We start from the raw sequence: 22,047 nt of genomic DNA on the forward strand, positions 1-22,047 counted from the left end.
CATGTATAAATCACAAGCTTGTAACAAGCTTACTATTAATTAATATTCCACGTGTACTGCATGGCGGTTCGGGCAACAAAGACAGCGAGGTGGCGGAATCAATTCGTTATGGCGTCGGTAAAATCAATATTTCCAGTGATATGAAGAAGGCATTTTTCGTGGCATTGGAGCAGGAACTGAAACAGGGCGGACACGAACCTGATTCAATGTTTACGAAACCGATGCACGGGCGATCGTCCTCGTCAGCCAGGTTCTTGCTGGCAGAGCGTTTGATTACAGCAGAGTGGCTGGGTCGGTGGAGGATTAAGGGTGATAAGGTTTAGTTACTTCGCGACTGAAACGTCAGCTGGCGGTGTTGAAAGAATTGCGCAGCGTTTATCGAGTAGCGACTCAACGGACGCCCGATTGCCCTTATCCCAGCCGCGCCGGGTAGTTAGCAGGATAAACCCTTTCTCTCCCGAAAACGTCGCCGGAATGAGCGCCACACCAGACTCCGCCAGCTGCGGCGGCGATAGCCGGAAATGGCGTGCCACGGAGGAGACAGGATAGATCCCCATCGCCGTCGGCTGCATAACACGACGGGCATAGTAGGTGTGATTCAGCAAACGGTCGGGCAAGGGTCGCCAGTCATTATTAATATAGGGGCGCTCGGCCTGAAGCTGGCGATAGACATCTTCCCGCAGGCAGGTCAGATGAATATGTAGTTGATTCTGGCTGCGGCCATAAGCGGAATTCAGCGCCATGCCGAGCCGATCCTCAGGCACTTCAGCACCATAGGCCGCCATCAGACGATAGCGCATTAACCAGGCGTAGCCGAAATAGTCAGGACGTCCGGGGTGCGTCAGCGCGATGCTCTCAATGCCGGACATCGCCACCGTCGGCACCAGAATAAAGTGCAGCTTGTGGCGAGGATTCTGGATGATGCTGTAGCCCTGTGTGCTGTCCTGCGGCAGATAGATTTGCTGGCAGGGTGCCGGATCGCGACGGTAGTGATAGTTATTCATGCAGAGATCATGCGTGACCGTCCACAGCGCGTCAGAGCGGGCGCATCCCACCAGTAGCAGCGCGATGACCAGCGGCAGAGAACGGCATCGCCACAACAATTTCCCGTTCAGGCTACTCAATTATTCAGAACCCAGGTCAGCTCAACCTCATGGGTTGTGGGATTAAAGTACAGATAGAACTGATCCCCATCCAATTGATCAGGCCTTGCCCATATTTCCTTCTCGCCCAGACTGCGATTTTGCTTCACGTATCCCAGCTTTTCGAGATAAGCCTGCAGCGATGCAGTATCTGTAGCTCCCTTAAATATGATGCTATTTGAAGGTGAGTAACCGTCGCCAGGGTGCGCTTCAAAATAGTAGTTGTCCGTTGTACGCGGCGCGTTTTCAATGTCCTTGTCTGTCAGTGTGTGATAGCTGAAGAAGTCATTTTCTTTATAGACAGTCGTTTCATCAGAGCCCGATGCAACAAGCCAGACAAACAAGCCAATGAGAATGAGGACGGCGGCAGCCACAAGTGCGGACCACTTAAACATGTTTTTCATTGCCTCGCCCCCATGAATAAGAGTGATGTCCCATCATTGGTAACTACCTTAACTACCGCAGATGTGAAGTCGTTAAGCCTGGCCTGATGCCATGCGTGCGCTTATGAAAATCAAAGGGCCGTTATGCCCCCTATTCTTTTGGATAAGAAAAATCAGCAGTGACTAAATGCGACATTGATTTATCAGATTGAACATCACAGGCGAAATAGTAACGTTCTCCAGTTGTGAACTTAAATCCAAACACAGGAAGGCACTCACCTTTTGGAACATAAACAGGTTTGTCATCAAAAATTTTGTGAAGAGAGTTGCTTTTATCGCTGTTGATTTGAATGGCAGTAATCCTTTCTTGTGGCTCCAGTGGCGACACTACACAAACTTGCTTGTATTTGATAAATGCCGTTGTAGATTCGCGCTCCACCATTCGGTCGCCAGGCCCGGGGCATCCCGTTAAGAGAAATACGACACCCAGCATCATCATGTTTTTCATGATTAACGCCCCTTCCCTGTTACGATTTTCTGAGAAAGCGTGGGGACATCCTGCAACATATCATTGCCCCTGTACATCCCCATGCGCCCTGGCCTCTGATAGAAAAACCACTTATCAATCCCATAAACCAGTAGTAACCAATAGTGAGCTAAAATAGAGGCTTGCTGTTCAGGAGAGTAATCAGATTACTGGCCTACTTACACGACCTGATGTGCCTCATGCTGATTAACACTCGCTTGTCATCATCTATATGGCCAGTGAAAGCGCAGGCGTTAAGCCGGCTGCAGGGTTGACCTGAACGTTTGCCATCAGGCCTTATGTCCGAAACCCACAGGGGTTAGCGCAGCAGAACTGACGACCCGGTAACGCTGGGTAGCCGAAGGGGAGCATGAGCATCAGGATTTAAAAACCATCTGCAGTCAGATACTGACTCGGTGTCTGTTTAATTACGCCTGCCAGCATGAGTTTTGTTATGAAAAATGCTGATGTCGGTTCACTCCAGTCAGCAATAACTTAAAATCGCGAATCATTATACGAATGTTCCTGCTGTCCCCGCAGATTTTTGTGAATCCCGATAATTCATCTGTAATCTTGTAAACTGCTCTTTCCATCCGTTTTGTAAAGCAAAAATATTCAGGATATTTCTGGCAGATGTCGTTTGCACTGTCCTTTAACTGGATTAAAATACGATTAGCAACAGCTAACGAAGCGGATTATACTGGTTTATCCACTCATCCCGGAGGTAGATACTGACGTGAAGGATACATACTACAACGATACAAGAATCAATTTGTTAATCCAGAGTGAACTGAATGCGTTCTTTGAGGATTACAAGGGTATTATCTATGCCTACGCCATTATGAACAAGAAAGACCCTTCACAGATGCGTATTATTAATAACAACCCTGAGTGGTTCGATATATACCTTGAAAGAAAATATCAGTTTATTGATCCTGTCATTATTCAGAGTTTACGTTGTGTTGAAGATTTTTTTTGGGAAAACAACGTCATTCTGTCAGGCGGCTACAATCTCACGCGAATTTTTAATGAAAGCTTTCAATATAATATTTTCCAGGGACAGACATTCCCTCTGCATGACTACCTGAACAACCTGGCTTTGCTATCCATTATCAGTCAGAAAGATTCTGGTATCGACATGGAAAAAAATCGTTCAAAAATAGTTAGCTTTCTTATTAATTTGCATCAGAAGACGCTTAACTTATACAGTCAACACAATCAGAAAAAGAACGTTTTTTTGTCACCGCGTGAGCGGCAGATACTTAAGTGGGTCGGCGCCGGGAAAACATACGCCGAAGTTGCGGTCATTTTATCTATTGCGGAACGCACCGTAAAATTTCATATGGGCAACGTCATGAAAAAGCTCGGAGTGAATAACGCCACACATGCGGTAAAACTTGGGACGGAGCTCCGGCTGCTGGACAACTGAGCCAGCGTTACGGGTTAAAGATGGCGTAAATGCCGGGACATCTCACGAAGCCAGCCACTGGCTTTGTCCCTGGTGATAATATCTTCCACGATGCTCATGCTGGCAGGCATGAAAATGTAGTAGATAACTTCCCCTTTTTCAGAAAGGCCTTTCTGAATAACTTCTATTTTCCAGTTCGCATGGCGAAATATTGCATACATGCCGCGACTTGCCACAGCGTACATCCCCCGATAGTTTCTCTTCATGCAATAAAAAATCATTGCAAGGAATAACACTTTACTGGCGGGCAAGCCATGAAGGCCTGCAGAGTCACGTCTTTGTTTATCTAAAAACAGCCGGCTAATCTCACAACAGGGGATATCTGTGGGGAGACCACTTATACCCTCGAAATATTCATGAAAAATTTCGCTCATCATCGTCGGCTGCGTCGAATCTATAAACCGTGCACCACATAGCAACTTCCCGTTATGCATGCCCAGCAGGTAAGTCGTATTTTCGTTGTCAAATTGATCCTTTTCCATGCCGTCAATGCATTCGACTTTCCAGTCGAGCCTGTCACGAAATGTTTTTCTTCTGAGCCGGTAGAGTTCGGTTGCTAATTCTGGCGGAAATTCATTGTAATCACGCAAAAAAAACTCAATAGCAGAATTCATTCATTCATTCCTGATAATCACACATGGGAACCATTACCCCTGTCTTTTAAGACAGCTTTTATTACACCTGCGCAGACCCTATACTTAAAAAAGTACCTGACCACCGGGCACTCACCATGCTTAGCGGTCAGGAGGTCAAAGACCAAGTCAACACCAGGGAAAACCCACCCGCGATTATCTGATATTTCAGGTACCGGGTACAGAGTGCAATAAGCGCTCAAACGATAATTATATTAAAATACGAAAAACATCAATTAACTATAGTTTAATTATTGCCCTTTATAATTTTAAGGGGCAAGCTTTCCTGTTGAATTGACTAAAGCAACTATTATCTAATCTGTGATACAGGTTAACCGGGGGTTTCCCCGCCTGACACTAATCAGTTGCTGAAGACATCGCCACCAAACTGTTCAGCGTTATACGAAACCCCTCACTATTATCGTTACAGATACCGCCAGCAGCGAGTAACCGGCCGACGCCTTTGATGTTAAGCGTTCCGTAGGTTAAAGAGGCTCGCGAGGATGTAGTCTGAAATTCCATCGTTCTACTTTACGCATCCTGATAGTTAACCGTTCCCGATGCGATGTCGGGAGCGGCTTTTCATTCAGACGACTTTCTGTTTACCGGCAATGACCTGAATAAACTCCTGCACCTGCTTTTGTTTCCGCGCCGACAGCTTGCATACCTGGCGCAGAGACTGCATCAGTTCGCTCTCCTGCCGGGCGGTGAGCACAATACAACCTTCCATTACCTTTACATCTACTGCTGTGCCCGTGGCAAAACCGGCAGCTTCCAGCCATTGTCCTTTCATGGTGATGGCGGGTATCCGGCTGTAATCCGGATAGCGGCTTGCATAGCTAACCGTTAATTGCCGGTTATCTGCAGGAGAGACTTCTGGTTCAGACAGTTGTGCAATAGAATGGGCGTCAGTCATGATTACTATTCCTTCTAAATAGTGATTGTGATTAGCGGCGCGGGTGTGTTGGCGCACATCCGCGCCGCGCTAAATACCTGTATATATCATCAGGAAAGAGAAGAAAAATCCAGCTAAAAACAGAGTGAAATAAGTAAGTTATAAAATCATTTTAATATAAAGCGTAAGTTTAATTTGGCAGGAAATAATAAGAAGCGCACCAGGAAAAAACATCAATAACATTAGTCCCGGATATCAGAAAATCACCAACAGCTATTCTTCCTGACTCAATAAATAGAGAGTTATCAGGGAGAGTTTAACTTTCCTCCTCATTGTATTCTCCCCAGGTTACTGCACTAATCCTTACAGTCTCATATTGTTGCTCATGAAATGGTGCTTCAATACCTTCAAGAATTTTCCCGACCTCAATTTTTCAGTGTATGGCTTAAAGCTGATTTCTCTCAATTATCGAGGTTAAAATTGTTCTTTCTGCGCCGTGATTCAGTCAGGTTTCCATTTAATGCTGCAGCCAGTACAACTCACTCAAACCAATACCTTCAACCCATGCTTCTGCACTACGGTAAGCAATTTCAGCGATAATCCACCTGGACGCTTTACCCCACTTTCCCATTTCTGCACCGTTGACACACTGGTGTTCAGATAGCTGGCAAAAACGGGCTGGCTGACGTTCAGCTTCTCACGCAACGCCTTAATCTCGATGGGTTGCAGCTCATCCACATTGTTGAGGCACGCTTTATCAAAGTTGCGCATCGTTTCCTGCGGGATAGCATCGACGCTTAATAATCCAGAAGCCGCGCTGTGGATGGCCTCAAATGCAGGACTGTTAAATTTACTTTTTACAGTCACGGCAAATCTCCACCAGTTCTTTACTCTTAATCAGTGCCGTGATCTTTTCATCGCTAAGAGCAGCATAGTGCTTTGCTAACTCGCGAAATCCGGCCAGCTCGCGATTATCAATATTTGCCATATCCTGTTTGGCATAAAGGAACGTGTAAAACCAGTGCTCCCCACTTTTCACCAGGATAATGGCGCGATCGCGATTCTGGTTCAGCGCTTCTTGTAAACACCACCACCAGGATGATTGGTATTTTTCCTCTATAACCCCTCTGTCAGAGGTGCCAGACAATAATTTACATGTAGTCCCAAAATACCTTTTGATTAGTCGCCTGAATATCGCCAGACACTTCACTCTTCTTAAATGAAGGGATAGTCTTAAACCTCACTCAACATCGGTCGTTTTGTAAGCTGTGTGCAATGGTAGCGTTAATAGGGACATTATGCTTCATCACTATCAGGCAAAATCAGTGGATGATATCTACCTTGATGACTTTCCCTACATCATCCACCCGAATACGGCAGCGCGTTACCTTGAGGAAACCGCTCGGCCAAATAGAATCATCCGGGAGTGGGATTTACCGGGCAACTATGGTCTTTTTGTCAGCCGATATCGTCAGTTCCACTTTCAGCAGCCCTGGATGGCGTACCGGGACGTGCTGGATGACATTCGATCCGGGAAGGTTGTTTTACTGGGAAATGACGCAATTGGTCATGTCATTACGGGGGTGCAAACATCCTCTGGCAACCTCCGGAATGACCTGCCTTTGTTCCTACACTCCCGGCTTAGCTACTTGATCTCACATCAACTAAAACGCCCGGTATACTGCGTTCTTCGGTCAGCACCCATTCAACATGCTCAGTCTACAAAAACCATCAACAGTAAAGCAGCGGGTCGGCTTCTGGCCGCTGGGGGTGTTTACAACGGCAATATTGAGGGATTCAGGAAGACCGCAGAGCAACTCGGCGGGGATGCACCAGCGGGTTACGAACAGGTCATGGATAACATGGGGTTACTTATCACCGGTGCATCTGTTGCTGCCGGGCTGACAATGGGAAGAATGCGATTTCCTGAGTTAGAGAAACCAGAAGCATTCGGGGCTAAAGGCACATTTACGTCAAGAACATTTGACCCAGAAAAAGCAGGTGGGGCAATAGAGCACCTGACAACAGACGGAATAAAAATCACTCATGAAGGGATCCAAATCGTAGAAAAACACATATCACGGTTTGATCCCGATCCTGGCAACGACTTTATGGTTTCCAGATTGAAAAAAATTGCAAACGGTGAAATACCTCCTGAAAAAGTAGACTTGAATTACTATACTCATGAGTGTCGAGAATATCAGCGTTACTGTAATTTAGGTTGGGAAACAGGCAGGCCAGCCGATGACATTGAATCTTATGATTTATGGAACAACACGCACACTGCAACTCTCGAAGATTATAGAATAACTGGCGATGACCTTTATCATCCGGATGCCCCATCATGGTAAACAACACTGAACTAAACATTCTTAAGCTGTTAGCTTCAAGAAATGACGTAAATTGGAATTGGTATAATCTTGATCGCGCTATGTCAAAGCGAAAAATGGATGGAGTGGGTAATGTTGCACGGCTTATTAGGGGCTTATCCGAAGCGGGATTAGTTGACATAATACCAAGAACCCCAGCAGGTATGGATCACTATCAGATATCAGAGCAAGGCTCTCGACTTCTGGAAGAACTTGATCATCAAGATTTAATCCAGACCGATTTATCATAACAGTCGTTTCAGGAACCGCCTCAGAAGCTCTGTTGGCGGTTCAGCCATTCATTTTTGGTTAATGGCTTGATGAAGTATCTCGCCTTAAAACATTCCGGCAAGGCGTCATTCACACTTGACATAATTTCTCATGATATCAAAGAAATACGTGTTAACCACTACAAAGCTCAACGTCCTGAAAGTCATGGCAGAAAAAGACATAGACTGGACATGGATGATACTGGATCGCACCCTTGCTACACGGGGTATTCCCGGATTTAGCAATGTTGCGACGATAGTAACCAACCTGATGAACGATGGAATGGTAGATACTGTTTATAACGAAAACTCATCAAAGCCAAGGTATCGCGTATCAGAGCAAGGACACCAGTTACTGGGACAAATCAGCAAGGCTATAAATCCATCCGATATCCCATGATTTGTGGCTAATTATCATGGGTATGAGACACTCAGACTTTGCTGTACGGGCCTTCTGACCTGCCCCCAGTATTAGATACAACGATCAGTTAGTAATGTCGGTTTGTTTACCTTCTAATTTTCCATTTCTCCAGCCTGCTGCAAATTCAGCTGGAGTCTGGTAATTCAACGATGAATGAGGTCTGGACTCGTTATAGTCCTGCCGCCAGTCATTAATAATTTTCCGGGCATGAAGAACATCGCTGAACCAGTGCTCATTCAGACATTCATCCCGAAAGCGGCCATTGAAACTCTCAATAAATCTATTCTGCGTTGGCTTACCCGGCTGGATAAGTCGCAGCTTTACACCATGCTCAAAAGCCCATTGATCGAGTGCGCGGCAGGTAAATTCCGGGCCCTGATCGGTTCTTATCGTTGCCGGATAGCCATGAAAAAGCGCGATGCTGTCCAGAATACAAGCGACCTAAACGCCTGAAATCCCAAAGGCAACAGTGACTGTCAGGCATTCCTTTGTGAAGTCATCGACGCAGGTAAGGCACTTGATCCTGCGACCGGCGGCCAGTGCAGCCATGACGAAATCCATTGACCAGGTCAGATTGGGCGCATCCGGGCGAAGAAGCGGAAGCCGCTCAGTCGCCGGCCCCTTACGGCGTCGCCTGCGCTTTACACCCAGGCCGTTAAGGTGACAGATGCGGTATACCCGCTTGTGGTTGACGTGAAGGCCCTCCCGGCGCAATAACTGCCAGATGCGCCGGTAACCAAAGCGGCGGCTTCCCGCTTCTGGTCTGTCGTCAGAACTTTCGGCCCAGCCCCACCTGAAGCGCCTCCTTATCCAGCATGGCTTCGGCGACCAGCATCTTAAGGCGGGCATTCTCCTCTTCAGGTGACTTAAGCCGCTTTACCTCAGGGACTTCCATGCCGCCAAACTTCTTGCGCCAGGTGTAGAAGGTAGCCTCTGACATAGCATGCTTGCGGCAGAGTTCCCGGGCCAAAACCCGCTTCGGCCTCGTGGAGAATACTGATGATCTGTTCGTCGGAAAAACGCGTCTTCATGAGGATGTCCTCATGTGACTGATGAAGACATTACTAACATTGGTGTGTACTAATCAACGGAGAGCAGGTCAAGATAGCCATTTGAAGTCGACTCAATCGCCCTAAGTGCTAACATGGGATCAATAATTTTTGTGAATAGCGAGGTAGTGCAGTTATGGATGACAAGAGTAATGTAGCCATCTTTATATCGTATGCTTGGGGTGGTTCTCTGGAAAAAAAAGAATGGGTCCGGCAACAGATAGTCAACAGCCTTAATGGAAAATATTCAGTATTCTGGGACCGAGATACGATTGGCTTCGGTGAGTCCATTGATGCGTGTATTCATAAAGCACTCACACATCGTCCTATTAAAGTGTTCTGCATATGTGATGCTGATTATTTACACTCAGCAAAAAAGGTTGGTTCCGGCTTACACCGGGAATTGCAGATTCTTGAAAAAATTGCTCACGAAGATCAAGTGAAAATTATTCCTCTGATATTCGAGTCTGATTGCATTCGAGACCTCCCGGCCCCACTTGCAGGCAGGGCTTACCTAGACCTAGCTGAATTACATAAACGTAATTTATTTATTGGTAATGAAATGTATGCTTTGGCAGAGGGGATCTCTCAAGCCGAAATGAGTATCTTGATTAAGAAAAAAATAGCCTCGAATGACCTAGTAAAACTGGCAAAGCATCATTTTCAGGGGTTGGATATTGAACTCTATGGCAATGGCCGCACACATGAAGTCACACTGAGCCCGCAACACCCCCTGCTTGCTCCACAGTGGATGTTGGACAGCAAAGAGTGGGGTTATATGCTTACTGACGAAAATGAAACGTTTTGTCCAACAAAAGGGCGCTGGCACTGGGATTATTCCACACCATCAAGGGGCATGAGAGCTCTAGGCACAGCCGCTATGTCGGTATTTTTTCCCGGACAAACAACTTCTGGCGACCAGGCTGCATTTCATCGGGCGGGAAACGTTTTAGCTCAACGATTTTTTGCCATGATATATAAGCACGAGCCTTTTATTCTCAACTCAGAGGATATAATAGGATTATTAATTAATGATGACGATGGGTATAAAGCATTTGAATACTTATTAAATCAACAGCATAATGAAAATCATTAAAACAAGACTTGAGTGCCTTTCGTCCCATAAGACATTTCCAGTCCTCGAAGTGGTACTTTTCGAATTCTTAAGGCTTGACACCACCGAAATATCTATTGCACCAAGTATGGATTTTAAAACACTATAATGTAATTAAAGGTACCTTTAGCTGTTGTCAACAGCCAATAGTTTTACCAGCTCTAACGATAATTGCAGTTTGGCTACAGTAAACACTAATCAGAGTTCCTCGAATCAAACATTGCTGACTGCCAGCGCCGTAATTGCACTGGCAGTCAGCTTCATTTAGTTTAACGAATATTTACCGTAACCCGTTATTTATTACTTGCCTCTGCCAAAAGACCATCAATGGAATTCGCGACCACATAGCGTGCTGGATTCTCGCCAAGTGCTCCTCCCCCTACTGCGAGGGCATGGAAATGCGCCTTGCCACATACGATCTTAGCGCTCTCTTTATCTCGCAGATCATCGGCAAACAGACTACTTTTGGTTTCCACCACAAAATACAGACGCTGCGCATCATCTTCCTCTACCAGCACAGCCCAGTCCGGATTGTAGCTACCCAGTGGAGTGGGGACCTTGAACCAGCCCGGTAATTTGGCATAGAGTTTGATCGCGTCGTTTTTCTCCAGCGCGTCAGCAAAGTCTCGTTCCGTGGTCGAGTCGTACACCACATGTTCGTATATCGACTTTTGGGTATCCATTAACATGTTCTGGAGATAACCAGTAAGTTCTTCTTTCTCGAACAACTCCTGCGCATAGACGTGCTGATCACCTAACATCTGATACTTGATGCCATCGACCAAGGCTAGCCGTTTGCAGCGGTTTATAGTTTCGGCGGCCAATTCGATAAATTGCTGCGGGTTACGTTTGAAGTCATCCAGACGTCCGCTTCCGGTCAAGATACTAATGATAGTACGGCGGGTCAGTTGGGTACGATCCTGCAAGTCCGTCAGAATATCCGGAAGCTCAAGATCTGTTTCATCCAGCACTACCGTTGAAGCTCCAGCTTTCTCTGTCGCTTGAACACCGGCCTTACCAATAGCGATATCGGCCTTACGCCATTGCAGGCGTGCTTTGACAATCGTGGGGGCCTTTTGTAGGAGGCTAATACAGTCGGCGATCAACTTGGTATTATCAAACTGCACGCGATAGGTGGTTTGATGCTTGATGCGGTCCCATAACGCCTTGAACTCGTCGCTGAGATAGATGGCTTTGCCATCCATGCCCTTGCGCAGCGGCACTGGCTTGCGTTCGTCGGCGTTTTTGATCTCAAGACGACCGGACACCTTACGCAACACCTCGGCAATTTGGCCTTTTTGTGCCTCAAACTCTGCCGGTAGTACCAAATTGCCCTCTTTCAGAGCCTTTTTCAAAGAGTCCTGAACTTTCCCCTTGGCGTCAATATGGCCAGCCGCTTTCAAGTGCTCCCATAGAACCTTGGATTGCTCGATACCTAAGGGAACGGTCTGCCCATCGCCAGCCACCACAGCAATAACAGCAAACTGGTGCTGCTCGACAATGCCAAAACGTATACCTGTTTCTGCCTCTATTTCTTTCTGCAAGTTCTCAGCAAACTGCTCGTAGTTTTCAGTGGCCACCACGGTTAAGGTGTTAACCTCGAAACCACGCACCCGCTCTCCATGTTGGTTAACACACAAACGCAGTCCACGCCCAATGGTCTGGCGACGCTCACGTTCACTCTGGATGTCACGCAACGTGCAGATCTGAAATACATTGGGGTTATCCCAGCCTTCCTTGAGGGCTGAGTGAGAAAAGATGAATTTGAGCGGCGTATCAAAGGAAAGCAGTTTTTCCTTTTCCTTCATGATCAGGTTATAAGCACGCTCAGCATTCTCCCGGTTGCCTGCATTATTCTCGGCAGTGTCCGTCCAGCGCCCTTTCTTGTCCCTAGAAAAATATCCGTTATGTACTTCTTCAGCGGCAGAGTTCAAGTCGATCTCGGCAAACAAACTCTGATAGGCCGGTAATCTGGCAGCCCGGCGGTATTCTTCTTCGAAGATACGAGCATAGTCACCTTTGACTGTATTGCCGTCCGTGTCGTACTGTCGATACTTGTCAACAGCGTCAACGAAGAACAGGCTCAATACCTTGATACCCAACGGACGCAAACGTTTTTCCTTATCCAGATGCTCGCGGATCGTACGTCGGATCATTTCACGCTGCACGGCCATTGCATCCACATCACCATAAGCTTGCCCCTGTTTCAAAAACACTTCACCGCCAGGGTAGCGTAGTTCTATATATTCGCTCCCCTTAGCCGTGTTGATCTCACCGACGCGAAAATCCGCATAAATGGAACGTTTGGCAAGTTGCTCCAGATCGTCACCATCTGAAACGGTCAACTCTTGTCTCTTCACGCCACTGGCGGTGGTAACGTCCAGTTCGATCCTGGCACTAATGGCCCCGCGCTTGTTGGCAACCGCCACTAACCGTACAAACGCTTTATTATGCGCGTCTTCCACTGTAGCAGAGGCTACCTCGATCTGTTTGACCAGCTTGCGTTCGTAGGCATCTACGGCATCAAGGCGAAACACCATGTGATGCTTATTCACATGAGTCGCTGAATAACGCAACGTGCACAGCGGGTTCATCGCATCCAGCGCTTCTTTTCCACGCCCTTCGAGACCACCATCTACACTTTGTGGTTCGTCAACAATGACAACAGGCCGTGTTGCCTTAATCAGATCAATCGGTTTCTCACCGCCAGTCTTTTCACTTTCTTTATAGAGGTTGTTCACATCCTTTTTATTGATAGCGCCTACCGTCACCACCATGATCTGGATGTTCGAACTGGTGGCAAAATTGCGCACTGGCCCAAGCTTGCTAGAGTCATACAGAAAATAGTCAAAAGGGACACCGGCATAGAGCCCCTTAATATGATCCTCGGTGATTTGTAGGGTCTTGTAGACACCTTCTTTGATCGCCACCGAAGGCACCACAATCACGAACTTGCTAAAACCGTAGCGCTTGTTTAGCTCAAAGATGGTACGCAGATAAACATAGGTCTTACCGGTACCTGTCTCCATTTCCACGGTGAAGTCGCCAGAGGCTAATGTTTCAGATGGCGGCAGACCACCTCGAAACTGGATATCAGCCAAATTTTTGTGTAGCTCATCGTCAAGCAGGGTCAGGCGGTTACCAACGCCCAGATCAGACTCGGCCATACCCAATGTCAATTGCTCTGGCTGCATTCCAGTTAGCAAGCCTGCGCCCGACTGTGGGACCTTCATCGTCACAGTGAACTCGGTACGACAGATTTCCTGGCCACGAAACAAATCGCATACTGCTTCAATAGCCTGCATCTGATAATCGAGGTTAGGCTCGAAATGAAGTTTCATATATTTCCCCTCACAAACTGCGCACGTTCTGGATGCCATGCTGCTCCAAAATGGCGGCGAGGTTAGTTTTCACTACATCATCGGCAAAAGCGCTATCGCGGAATACGCAAGTGGTATCACCAACTGGTGCCGACTCCTGATACCAACCGATGATACCTTGAGCAAGAGCTTCCACTTGCTCCCGGTTGATTTGCTCAGCCAGGCAGGCTATTAGCACGCCGCCCCCAACGGAGTAAACTTCTCGATCGGCAATAATACGTTGTTCAATGGGAACACAAAGATCAAGACCAAGCTTGAGTAGTAACTCGTATAGAACATCGGCTTCGCTACGACCTTCCAGTAGATGATCCTCATAATCGAGCAATGTAGCTTCCAGGTTTTCTGGACTAGGATTCCAGCCACGGATATTGGAGCGATCAAGTTTGAAGACACGGAAACCGCTATCCCCTTGCCACTCCAGGTTATCTGCTTTGATTGTGGTGGAGACTCTGCGTAGTCGTTCTTTTGTAATTTCTGAAATGTTGCGAGGAACCTTAAGCGCATCGCAGAGTAGAACCGCAGCCTTCTGATCTTTATCGCTCGAACTCAAAGCCTCTGGAAGCTGGACGAGACAAAACTTTCGCCTAATTGAATCTTTTAGGTTTAACTTCCACACGGCCTTAGCGGTTGCACCTGAGCCTGCAAAAAAATCTACGATCAGATCACCATCGTCCTTAAGAAGAAACGGCAGGAATGCTTCATACAAGCGTACTGGTTTTGGGTTAGTAAAAACTTTTCCTTCTTTAGGAAAGTCTTCCTTTAGATCATAAGCTCCTAGCCGACCATCTAACTCCAAAAGGCTAGATAATTTCTCTTTGAATTCAGAAGCGTATACTTTGAGTTCGATGATCTTCGATTCATCATCTCCAAACAGTATTCGATCGGCAGCAAGCAGCCCATCCATTGTTTGCTTAGGGAATCTATACCCCATTAATGGCTGTTTACAAGGAAGCTGTGTTACTGGATGGAGCACATCATACCTATAACCTTCTCTGCCTGGGTTATGAACGCTCTGGCTTCCTGTATATACTCCGTCTTCATCAATGTACTTATAGCGATCCAGTGGCCACAATTCTGATTTATGCTGTCTGAACCATTCGTTATATGTGTTACGTAGTTCCTTTCCTTTCAGTTTAGCCGTTAACTCACTTCCAATATTAATGAGGACATCCTTGATATCTGAAATAGAGGATTTCCATTCTGTCTCAATTGAATCTTTCTTCTTTGCAACCACTAGCAAGTACTCATGCTCAGTTGCCACATTGGTAGGGTTGTTGTCGGTTGCATTCTTCCACACAATGGTGCCAACAATATTCTCCTCACCAAAAATGTCACTGCACATGATGCGCAATGCTGAATATTCTCGTTCATCAATCGATATGAAAATGACCCCGTTATCCTTTAGAAGCCCTCTAGCAAGCTTCAGCCTTGGATACATCATATTCAGCCAATCAGTATGAAACCGCCCGCTAGCTTCAGTGTTGCTGCTGATCTTCTGTCCACCGTCTACCTGTCCAGTAAGTTCCAGATAGTTTTTTATGTTGTCCTGGAAGTTATCCGGGTACACGAAATCCTTACCAGTGTTATAAGGCGGGTCGATGTAGATTAGCTTGACCTTACCGGCATAGCTCTTTTGCATGAGCTTAAGAACTTCGAGGTTATCTCCCTCGATCATCAGGTTCTGAGTGGTAGCCCAGTCCACGCTCTCTTCGGGGCATGGGCGCAGAGTGCCAGTGCTAGGCGTCAACGCCAGTTGGCGTGCACGGCGTTTGCCATGCCAGTTAAGGCCATATTTCTCGTCAGCGTCAGTGACACTTTTATCACCCACTAATGCTTTCAGCACATCTACATTCACAGCAACACCATCAGGCCCTTCGGTAATCAGTTCAGGGAACAGGACTTTAAGCTGTGCAATATTGCCAGCCACCAAATCAGCAGACTGAGCCTCTGGGTTGTTGATGTCGACTTTCTTCATGGTCATAGCGTGATTCTCAGGTAATTTAGTATTTTTAGGATCAAACATCCTGTGGGCCACCCATCTGGCGATCAAAGGACTGCCGAATCAGGCCCATGACATAGGGAAGTTGCTCAAAGCTGGACAATCCGATTTCCACATCGCCATTGCCCCAACGGCCAAGATTTGTAACATCGGTACATAGCCCTTTAGGGTCATCTATCTCGCTGAACGGCATGTTAAGCGACAAGCGTAAACGCTTGGCCTGGGGAACAACATCTACAAAGTTGGTCTCTGCTTTGTAGGCAACGTAGAGCTTGAGATATTCTTCGTAAATGCATGGATCTAAATCTAAAATCGCTTTGCGCAAGGCATCAAATAAGGCGCTTACAGAGCCCTTGGCAAGGTATGGATGGTCAACAATGCCGTATTGCTGCCCTGTGTTAGTTACCGTGGGGCTATAGGCATTAAGGACGCTACTATCCAGCAATGGTAGCCCCCATACTTGGGTTGCGACTTTGGCAAGTCGCTCAGCACGCGCCTTGATTGTATTCTCGTCCCACCGACTCAGTTCACCCAGCCCCTCATTAATATTGAGGGCACTGTATTTGTAGCCAATCTTATTACCTTCGCTATTGGTGATCTGGTCACGCTTATAGGCGAATGAATAATCGCTGTATTCGCTGTTGTAGCCCGTTAAAGTGAGATTGCCCAAGGTATGTAACCATGTCTGCTGGATCGTTTGCCAATCTGGACCGAGTTCTGCTTGCCACTCCGGTGACAACACTTTATTTTGCGGCAGGATGTGCTCGATGGTGTAATCCTCCAGCACAATTCGCTCCTTACGTCCGTGATTTTCCAGGCGTCGTAACCAATAGCTACGACTACGAAAATTATACAGATCTCGTTGTTTGATCTTGTGTTGGAATTCTTCATCATTAGGGAAGCGACGGTAAGATGGCAGTAGCAAAAACGCGGCCTGGACGCTCTCCAGGTAGCGATCTTTCTTCAACGAGCGACTCAGGCTGGCAAAAGTTTTGTTGAGCGAGTTAGTGGGGATAGCGCAAATAGCGCGTCGAAACACATAACTTTCCACCAAACGAACAATGCTCACCAATTCGTCGACTGTCAGCCGAGCCATCTTGTAGTCATGATAAGCATCGAGCAAGAAAGGATAAGCCACATCTACCTTGAGCTCACGCAGGTCATGGAAGGCTTGTTTTAATGGTGGCGCAGTTTCTGCTCCAAGAGCCATAGCACAGTAGTAACTTGCAAAAGCGTGTATATCGGCGACAAGTGCGGTGGTATCGACTTGGCTAGAGCGAGCGAAGGCCTTAAAGGCAATGTATACATCACGCACATTCGGAATATCTCCCGTCTTAGCAGTGAGGTAGTGACGCATAAAAGGATCAAAATGCGTCACATAGGCCGCCTGACCAAACGCCTTTTCCATTGGCCGCCAGTAACTCTGATAGAGCTCCGTCTGAAGCTTTGGCTCTAGCCCCATTAAGATGTAATTGCGAATCAGATCAGCCTGACTCAACTCAAGACCGGTGGAGTTCATGCTTTCGAAGATTAATTGCGGGTTATCCCGAGTACGATCAAGCGACACTTCTACAATGAGTAATTTGGCAAGGCCTTGGCAGATAGCTTCGAGCTCGCCCTGATGCTTTTCGATCAGCGCCTGGAAGAGCTTGTAATTCTGCTCAATGCGAGAACTCACTTCCATAGGCATCGGGGCTGACTTAAGGATTGCCAGCAGAGTTTCTTTGTCTGTTTCCGACAGCATAAGCTTATAGTGGCGTTCGCCGTCTTCATCTGGATTAAGCAAGTAGTAATTGCGTAATTTTCGAGCGGAAAAACTGTCGAGGAGTTCGGGAAGTTGATTGGTTTCAAAATGATTAGCTAACGCTGCAATCAGTAAAGTACTGGTGGTCAAGCGTTGCTGCCCATCGATGACCAACAGCGCTTCCTGAGTCGTCACAGTGGATAGACCTCGCTCCACATAGACGATAGATCCAATGAAATGGCCGTCGATATACTTGTCACGGCCAGCGCGCGTTAAGTCAGACCAGAGCTGTTGACACTGAGCTTCCGTCCACGAATAGTTACGCTGGTAGATAGGGATAACGAACTGTGGAGACTTGCGTAAGAACTTAAGCAGATTAGTTTCTGAGGCTTTCACTTCTTATTCCTTAGAGATATTGTGCGATCCGTTGACGCTCAGCCTGCAGTGCTTGCAACCGTAGATTCACTTCAACTTGGCGTGCCATTTGTTTTTCTTTTACGGCCTGCCCCCGCAGACGGCTAATTTCGCCATCGAGCCGTTCGTAATCGGCTAAAGCTTGCCGACGTGCCGCAGCCTGTTCCGGAGTTGTTGTCGTTCGGTAGCTTCCCGTCAACCGAGCTGCCAGAAGTGCCAGTACGCAATCTATCCAGCCCTGGTAAAGTGTGTACAGCGTGATCTGTGGTTGACGTGTAAGTGATAGAGACTGCATGAAAGCTTGCTCGACTTCCGAATATGTTAAATGAGTAGCTACCGTAGTTTCCGGCATAGCGTGGAATAGCGCGACAGATACCAAGCCGCCTTCAAGCACTACTTTGCTGAACTCGTTTTGCGCCCAGCGTTTATGCGCAAGAAAAAGGGTCTGCGTCTGCCCGTCAATCAGTTGCAGCAGCACCGGATAAGGCACTGCACGATGCACTAACTCAGCCAAACGGGACCGGTGTGTAGCTTTTACGGCCCCCTTTAAGGTCACAGCCAGTACCGCGACCTCGAGATATTCGCGCCGAGTATCCCGATAGCTTGGCACCCCGATGGTATTGGGTTTAAGTGCTGCAATCCACTGGATTTCTGCGATATTATCAATGATCAAACGCTTGTCCGCTACCGTAGCGGCACTGTTTTCAAGCAGCAATTTCTTGGGAACACGCTGACCCACTCGACAACTGTCGGGAAGGCCTAATGCCTGGATAAAGGCTCCCACGTCAATGACTGTCATGCTGACTCACTCTCTGGCAAGATCACCATAAACGCTATTACCTCAAAATCATTGATCCCAGCAAACTCTCCTTTGATGGCGTGAGTCCCACCTGGAGTGAACAGGCTGGCGACTGCGCGTTCTTCATTTTTACCCGCTATTGAGGCAACCGCTGCGGCGAGTAGTTTTTGGGCATGGCTCATTTCTTCGCCTTGCCTGGTTTTTTTGTCAAAGCGTGCATAGGCCGTCTCGTCGGGAAGTTCACGCCCAAGCGCTAGACGCTTTAAGCTGTCAAGGATGCGTTTAGCCTGTAGGTAAGGAAGTAAAACGGCACCATCATCGCCAACGTGGACTAAGTAGTGTGGCGCGAGTGGGTAATCTGATGTTACTCGGTCAGTTTGTACCTTCTGCCCTACAGATTTACAGACTTGCAAACAGAAAATCACGCCGGGTGGAATTTCAGAGTCCAAGGTGGTGGTAACAGCATATACACCGAGAGGTTGGCTCTCCAACTTGCCTGGATGAGCTTTCATATACTCTGCCAAATCGATGCGGAAATCGGTTAGGGTTAGGTCGGTAATCGATACACCGTTAGAAAGGTCTTCCATATCGATAACCGTGTCCTGCAATTTGAGTAGCTGTTTGCGCCGATACTCTAAATCGTTCATAGGGTTACCTGACTGCTGCTCGATAAGATTCTCTTCGCCTGTGGCAGAGATATCAAGCAGCACCATACGGCCACTGACCCGCTGTTCCAGGTTTATATATTCCTCCAACTCCATGTTAGGCCAGAAGTTTACAAGCTGGATACATTTGTTCGGTGAGCCAATACGATCAATACGACCAAAACGCTGAATAATACGCACCGGATTCCAGTGAATGTCGTAGTTGATTAGCCAGTCGCAGTCCTGCAGGTTCTGGCCCTCAGAAATACAATCAGTAGCTATCAGTAAATCGATTTCACCTTCACTAGTGAGATCCTCCGGGCGCTCCTTGGCTCTCGGGGCAAACGCAGACAATACTTCGCTCATGTTCTTACGTAAGCCCGGCAATGTAGTCTGTATGCCAGCACTCCCAGTGACCAATGCGGCATCGATCCCCAACTTGGCCTTGGCCCATGGGCCGAGTTGCGCATAAAGGTAGCTTGCAGTGTCAGAAAATGCAGTGAATACGATAATTTTTTGGTTACCGCTATTGATGGGATAGAGACATTTGTGTTCAATCATCTGACGCAGGGCTGCCAATTTAGCGTCACGGTCAGCATCAACCTGTTTGGCTGCTGACAACAGAGTAGCCAAACGATTACGGTCCTCGATTAAGTCTTGCCTCCAGCGAATCAAGTCAACATCACCGAGCAATACCTTAACTTTGCGACCAACTAGTAGAGCTTCAAAGGAAGGATCGTCGATGTCGACATCAGTAATGTCGATTTCTTCAAGCTCGCCCGTATGCGATTCAATATGGGCCAAAGTTGCTTCAACATCCCTGAGTTGCCGTTGCACCGTCAGCGCGAATGACGTTACCGAACTTTCCATACGCTTTAGCACATTTACCCGCAGTAGGTTAATTAGGCTTTCTTCCCGGTCTGCTTGATGGAAAAAACTTTCCCCACCGCGAATCTGCGTACTGTACTTAGCATCGTAGGCCGCCTGCTTATGCGGCAAAACATAGCGAAGCGGGGCATAACTGGCCAGCGTGAGGCGGCGGATTTCATGATTAATCTCGCGAATAGCTCGGAACTCACCAGCAAGATCAACATCAGCCTTGATGTTGATCGGCGGTAAGCGATCAGGGAAGCGACCTGTCTCACTAGTGCCGTAGTATTTCTCCACATGCCTTCGCGAACGGGCGATAGTTAGATGGTCTAGAAGTGTAAAGTAATCAAAACCTAGCATTTCAACAAGCTTAGAAGGTTTTTTTTCAGACTCGTCCATTGCCAACCAACGGTTGAACTGAGCCTGGGCCTTTCGAGTAGTTGTCTCAACACTGGTTATTCCGTTTTCCTGTAGGGCCGCGTCATCACCTTCTGTAACGAATGCAATCTGATTACGCAAATCAGAAAGACGATTATTGACTGGTGTCGCTGACAACATGAGGACTCTGGTTTTGACCCCTTCCTTGATGATACGCCGCATCAAACGATCATATCGCGATTCTTTACCTTTATGCGTCACCTTATTACGGAAATTGTGCGATTCATCAATCACCACCAGATCGTAGTTACCCCAGTTAATATGTGACAGGTCTATATCGCCCGAGCTCCCCCTATCGCGTGACAGATCGGTATGATTCAGCACATCATAATTGAAGCGATCAGCAGCAAGAATGTTACGTTTGTCATTAGTTTGGTAGAGAGTCCAGTTATCACGCAATCGCTTAGGTGCTAATACCAGAACACGATCATTACGCAGCTCGTGATATTTAATAATCGCCAGTGCTTCGAAGGTTTTACCTAGACCAACACTATCAGCAATGATACAGCCGCCAAAACGATTGAGCTTATCGATAGCACCTACTACGCCGTCGCGCTGGAACTTGAATAGCTTTTTCCAGACCACCGTATTTCGGATGCCGGTTGCAGATTTGACGATGCGCTCTTCGTCCATTCCATCATCGCTATCACGAAATAGGTTGTGCAATATGAGAGAATAAATGGTCGATGGATCACGGTGTTCACCGATGGAACGTAAAGCTGCAACCATTGCATCGCGATCACTTTCACCATCTACTAGATCACTATTTAACGCATCTTGCAAACTCAGCCATTGTTGATCGAACCACTGGGATAACATGGCAGCTTCACTGGAAGATTCTGAAGCCTGAATCAAGCTAAGGGGGTTCCCTGGTGTCAGTCCAAGGCCAGCCGTAGTAAATGCGAATGAACCCAAGACCACTTGCTGAGGGGTAGCATCAGGTTTACGCATTACTATAGTACCCTGTGGCACCAGCCCATGTGCGCGGCGAAGCTCTACATTTTCACTTATCCATTTCGCACATTGATTGGCTAGCCAACGTGTCTGTAGGCAATTCCGCGCACCACGATCACCTTCCTCTCCGAGGAAGTCGAGTGCCTTATCGTCAGGTGATAAGATAAATTGGACCCGTTCAAGAACAGACAACGCATCACGCATTTCAGCAAAAGCATATAAAGAGAACGAAGGAGTTACGCAACCTAGTTGATTGCCACGCTTAATATGAGGTCGGATTAGGTCTATAACACGATCTTTACCTGAGTTATGAATCAGCTTCATGGTCGCTCTCGTTCAATTATCGAAAAATATTTCGGCATTAGGTTGTAATAATCAGTACCAAATGATACTGCAAAACGCTAGATTTCGACCAAAATTGGCATCTATACCCATATTTCTTGTATTTTAAGAGGATATGAAAATTTCAAATCGACTGAATGAAGCCCATTAAATGTCCTGATTACGCCTCTCACGAACGACTGCATTGCATATATT

At 47.1% G+C, this 22,047-nt stretch carries 16 protein-coding genes and 4 pseudogenes; 6 read left to right on the top strand and 14 right to left on the bottom strand.

From position 1 onward, the window contains the following. Positions 1-38 precede the first annotated feature (38 nt). A pseudogene (locus NR201_RS10910) lies at positions 39-323 on the top strand (class II fructose-bisphosphate aldolase); the annotation flags it as partial. Here NR201_RS10910 and NR201_RS10915 read toward each other — a convergent pair. The 3 genes from NR201_RS10915 to NR201_RS10925 all read right to left on the bottom strand — a co-directional run bounded on the left by NR201_RS10915 (position 324) and on the right by NR201_RS10925 (position 2,033). Further along, complete coding sequence (locus NR201_RS10915; protein WP_256849766.1) at positions 324-1,100, bottom strand: CDP-diacylglycerol diphosphatase; 777 nt, start codon at positions 1,098-1,100, stop codon at positions 324-326. Positions 1,101-1,120: 20 nt separating this feature from the next. Next, positions 1,121-1,546, bottom strand: coding sequence for a hypothetical protein (locus tag NR201_RS10920; protein ID WP_256849767.1), 426 nt, complete (start codon positions 1,544-1,546; stop codon positions 1,121-1,123). A gap of 130 nt (positions 1,547-1,676) precedes the next feature. Continuing rightward, positions 1,677-2,033, bottom strand: a complete 357-nt coding sequence (locus NR201_RS10925) for a putative T6SS immunity periplasmic lipoprotein (protein WP_250488918.1) — start codon at positions 2,031-2,033, stop codon at positions 1,677-1,679. A 754-nt stretch (positions 2,034-2,787) separates the two neighbouring features. On the opposite strand from NR201_RS10925, the gene NR201_RS10930 reads away from it, so the two are divergent. Beyond that, on the top strand, positions 2,788-3,480 hold the full coding sequence (locus NR201_RS10930) for a LuxR family transcriptional regulator (protein ID WP_033780519.1): 693 nt from the start codon (positions 2,788-2,790) through the stop codon (positions 3,478-3,480). Positions 3,481-3,494: 14 nt separating this feature from the next. Here the strand turns inward: NR201_RS10930 and NR201_RS10935 are convergent, their stop codons facing one another. From NR201_RS10935 to NR201_RS10950, 5 genes and pseudogenes are all read right to left on the bottom strand, one after another. Further along, complete coding sequence (locus NR201_RS10935; protein ID WP_129062757.1) at positions 3,495-4,133, bottom strand: acyl-homoserine-lactone synthase; 639 nt, start codon at positions 4,131-4,133, stop codon at positions 3,495-3,497. Positions 4,134-4,535: 402 nt separating this feature from the next. Continuing rightward, positions 4,536-4,628: pseudogene (locus NR201_RS22730) on the bottom strand (HNH endonuclease); the annotation flags it as partial. 109 nt (positions 4,629-4,737) lie between these two features. Continuing rightward, positions 4,738-5,067: an endoribonuclease SymE gene (gene symE / locus NR201_RS10940; protein WP_031593698.1), complete on the bottom strand. Its 330-nt coding sequence runs from the start codon at positions 5,065-5,067 to the stop codon at positions 4,738-4,740. Between the two features lie 522 nt (positions 5,068-5,589). Next, entirely contained in the window at positions 5,590-5,913 is a 324-nt protein-coding gene (locus NR201_RS10945; protein ID WP_033759758.1) for a DNA-binding transcriptional regulator, read from the bottom strand. After that, positions 5,897-6,141: pseudogene (locus tag NR201_RS10950) on the bottom strand (type II toxin-antitoxin system RelE/ParE family toxin); the annotation flags it as partial. The gene NR201_RS10945 and the pseudogene NR201_RS10950, both read right to left, overlap by 17 nt. 203 nt (positions 6,142-6,344) lie before the next feature. Between NR201_RS10950 and NR201_RS10955 the strand changes: the two are divergent. The 3 genes from NR201_RS10955 (at position 6,345) to NR201_RS10965 (ending at position 8,084) form a co-directional block, all read left to right on the top strand. Next, positions 6,345-7,397 carry a hypothetical protein gene (locus NR201_RS10955; protein WP_256849768.1) on the top strand — a complete coding sequence of 351 codons (1,053 nt, stop codon included), beginning with the start codon at positions 6,345-6,347 and terminating at the stop codon, positions 7,395-7,397. Continuing rightward, on the top strand, positions 7,391-7,666 hold the full coding sequence (locus NR201_RS10960; protein ID WP_033759756.1) for a hypothetical protein: 276 nt from the start codon (positions 7,391-7,393) through the stop codon (positions 7,664-7,666). The genes NR201_RS10955 and NR201_RS10960 overlap by 7 nt, the downstream gene beginning before the upstream one ends. Positions 7,667-7,850: 184 nt before the next feature. Next, positions 7,851-8,084 carry a MarR family transcriptional regulator gene (locus NR201_RS10965; protein ID WP_191921611.1) on the top strand — a complete coding sequence of 78 codons (234 nt, stop codon included), beginning with the start codon at positions 7,851-7,853 and terminating at the stop codon, positions 8,082-8,084. Between the two features lie 84 nt (positions 8,085-8,168). On the opposite strand, the pseudogene NR201_RS10970 reads toward NR201_RS10965, so the two are convergent. Beyond that, positions 8,169-9,136, bottom strand: a pseudogene (locus tag NR201_RS10970) (IS3 family transposase). Positions 9,137-9,290: 154 nt separating this feature from the next. On the opposite strand from NR201_RS10970, the gene NR201_RS10975 reads away from it, so the two are divergent. Further along, entirely contained in the window at positions 9,291-10,250 is a 960-nt protein-coding gene (locus NR201_RS10975; protein ID WP_033759703.1) for a toll/interleukin-1 receptor domain-containing protein, read from the top strand. A gap of 311 nt (positions 10,251-10,561) precedes the next feature. On the opposite strand, the gene NR201_RS10980 is transcribed toward NR201_RS10975, so the two are convergent. The 5 genes from NR201_RS10980 to NR201_RS11000 are packed head-to-tail and all read right to left on the bottom strand — an operon-like array spanning position 10,562 to position 21,834. Further along, positions 10,562-13,609: a type III restriction-modification system endonuclease gene (locus NR201_RS10980; protein ID WP_256849769.1), complete on the bottom strand. Its 3,048-nt coding sequence runs from the start codon at positions 13,607-13,609 to the stop codon at positions 10,562-10,564. A 10-nt stretch (positions 13,610-13,619) separates the two neighbouring features. Continuing rightward, a complete protein-coding gene (locus NR201_RS10985; protein ID WP_306281336.1) occupies positions 13,620-15,671 on the bottom strand; it encodes a site-specific DNA-methyltransferase in 2,052 nt (683 codons plus the stop codon). Further along, entirely contained in the window at positions 15,664-17,787 is a 2,124-nt protein-coding gene (locus tag NR201_RS10990; RefSeq protein ID WP_033759699.1) for a DUF262 domain-containing protein, read from the bottom strand. Before NR201_RS10990 ends, NR201_RS10985 begins: the two co-directional genes overlap by 8 nt. 10 nt (positions 17,788-17,797) lie before the next feature. Then, positions 17,798-18,604 carry a DUF4391 domain-containing protein gene (locus NR201_RS10995; protein WP_033759697.1) on the bottom strand — a complete coding sequence of 269 codons (807 nt, stop codon included), beginning with the start codon at positions 18,602-18,604 and terminating at the stop codon, positions 17,798-17,800. Next, positions 18,601-21,834 carry a helicase-related protein gene (locus NR201_RS11000; protein WP_033759695.1) on the bottom strand — a complete coding sequence of 1,078 codons (3,234 nt, stop codon included), beginning with the start codon at positions 21,832-21,834 and terminating at the stop codon, positions 18,601-18,603. Before NR201_RS11000 ends, NR201_RS10995 begins: the two co-directional genes overlap by 4 nt. Positions 21,835-22,047 lie beyond the last annotated feature (213 nt).

Origin of the sequence: Pantoea sp. Fr-CA_6 (assembly GCF_024520895.1) — a bacterium.
Lineage (GTDB): Bacteria > Pseudomonadota > Gammaproteobacteria > Enterobacterales > Enterobacteriaceae > Pantoea > Pantoea agglomerans.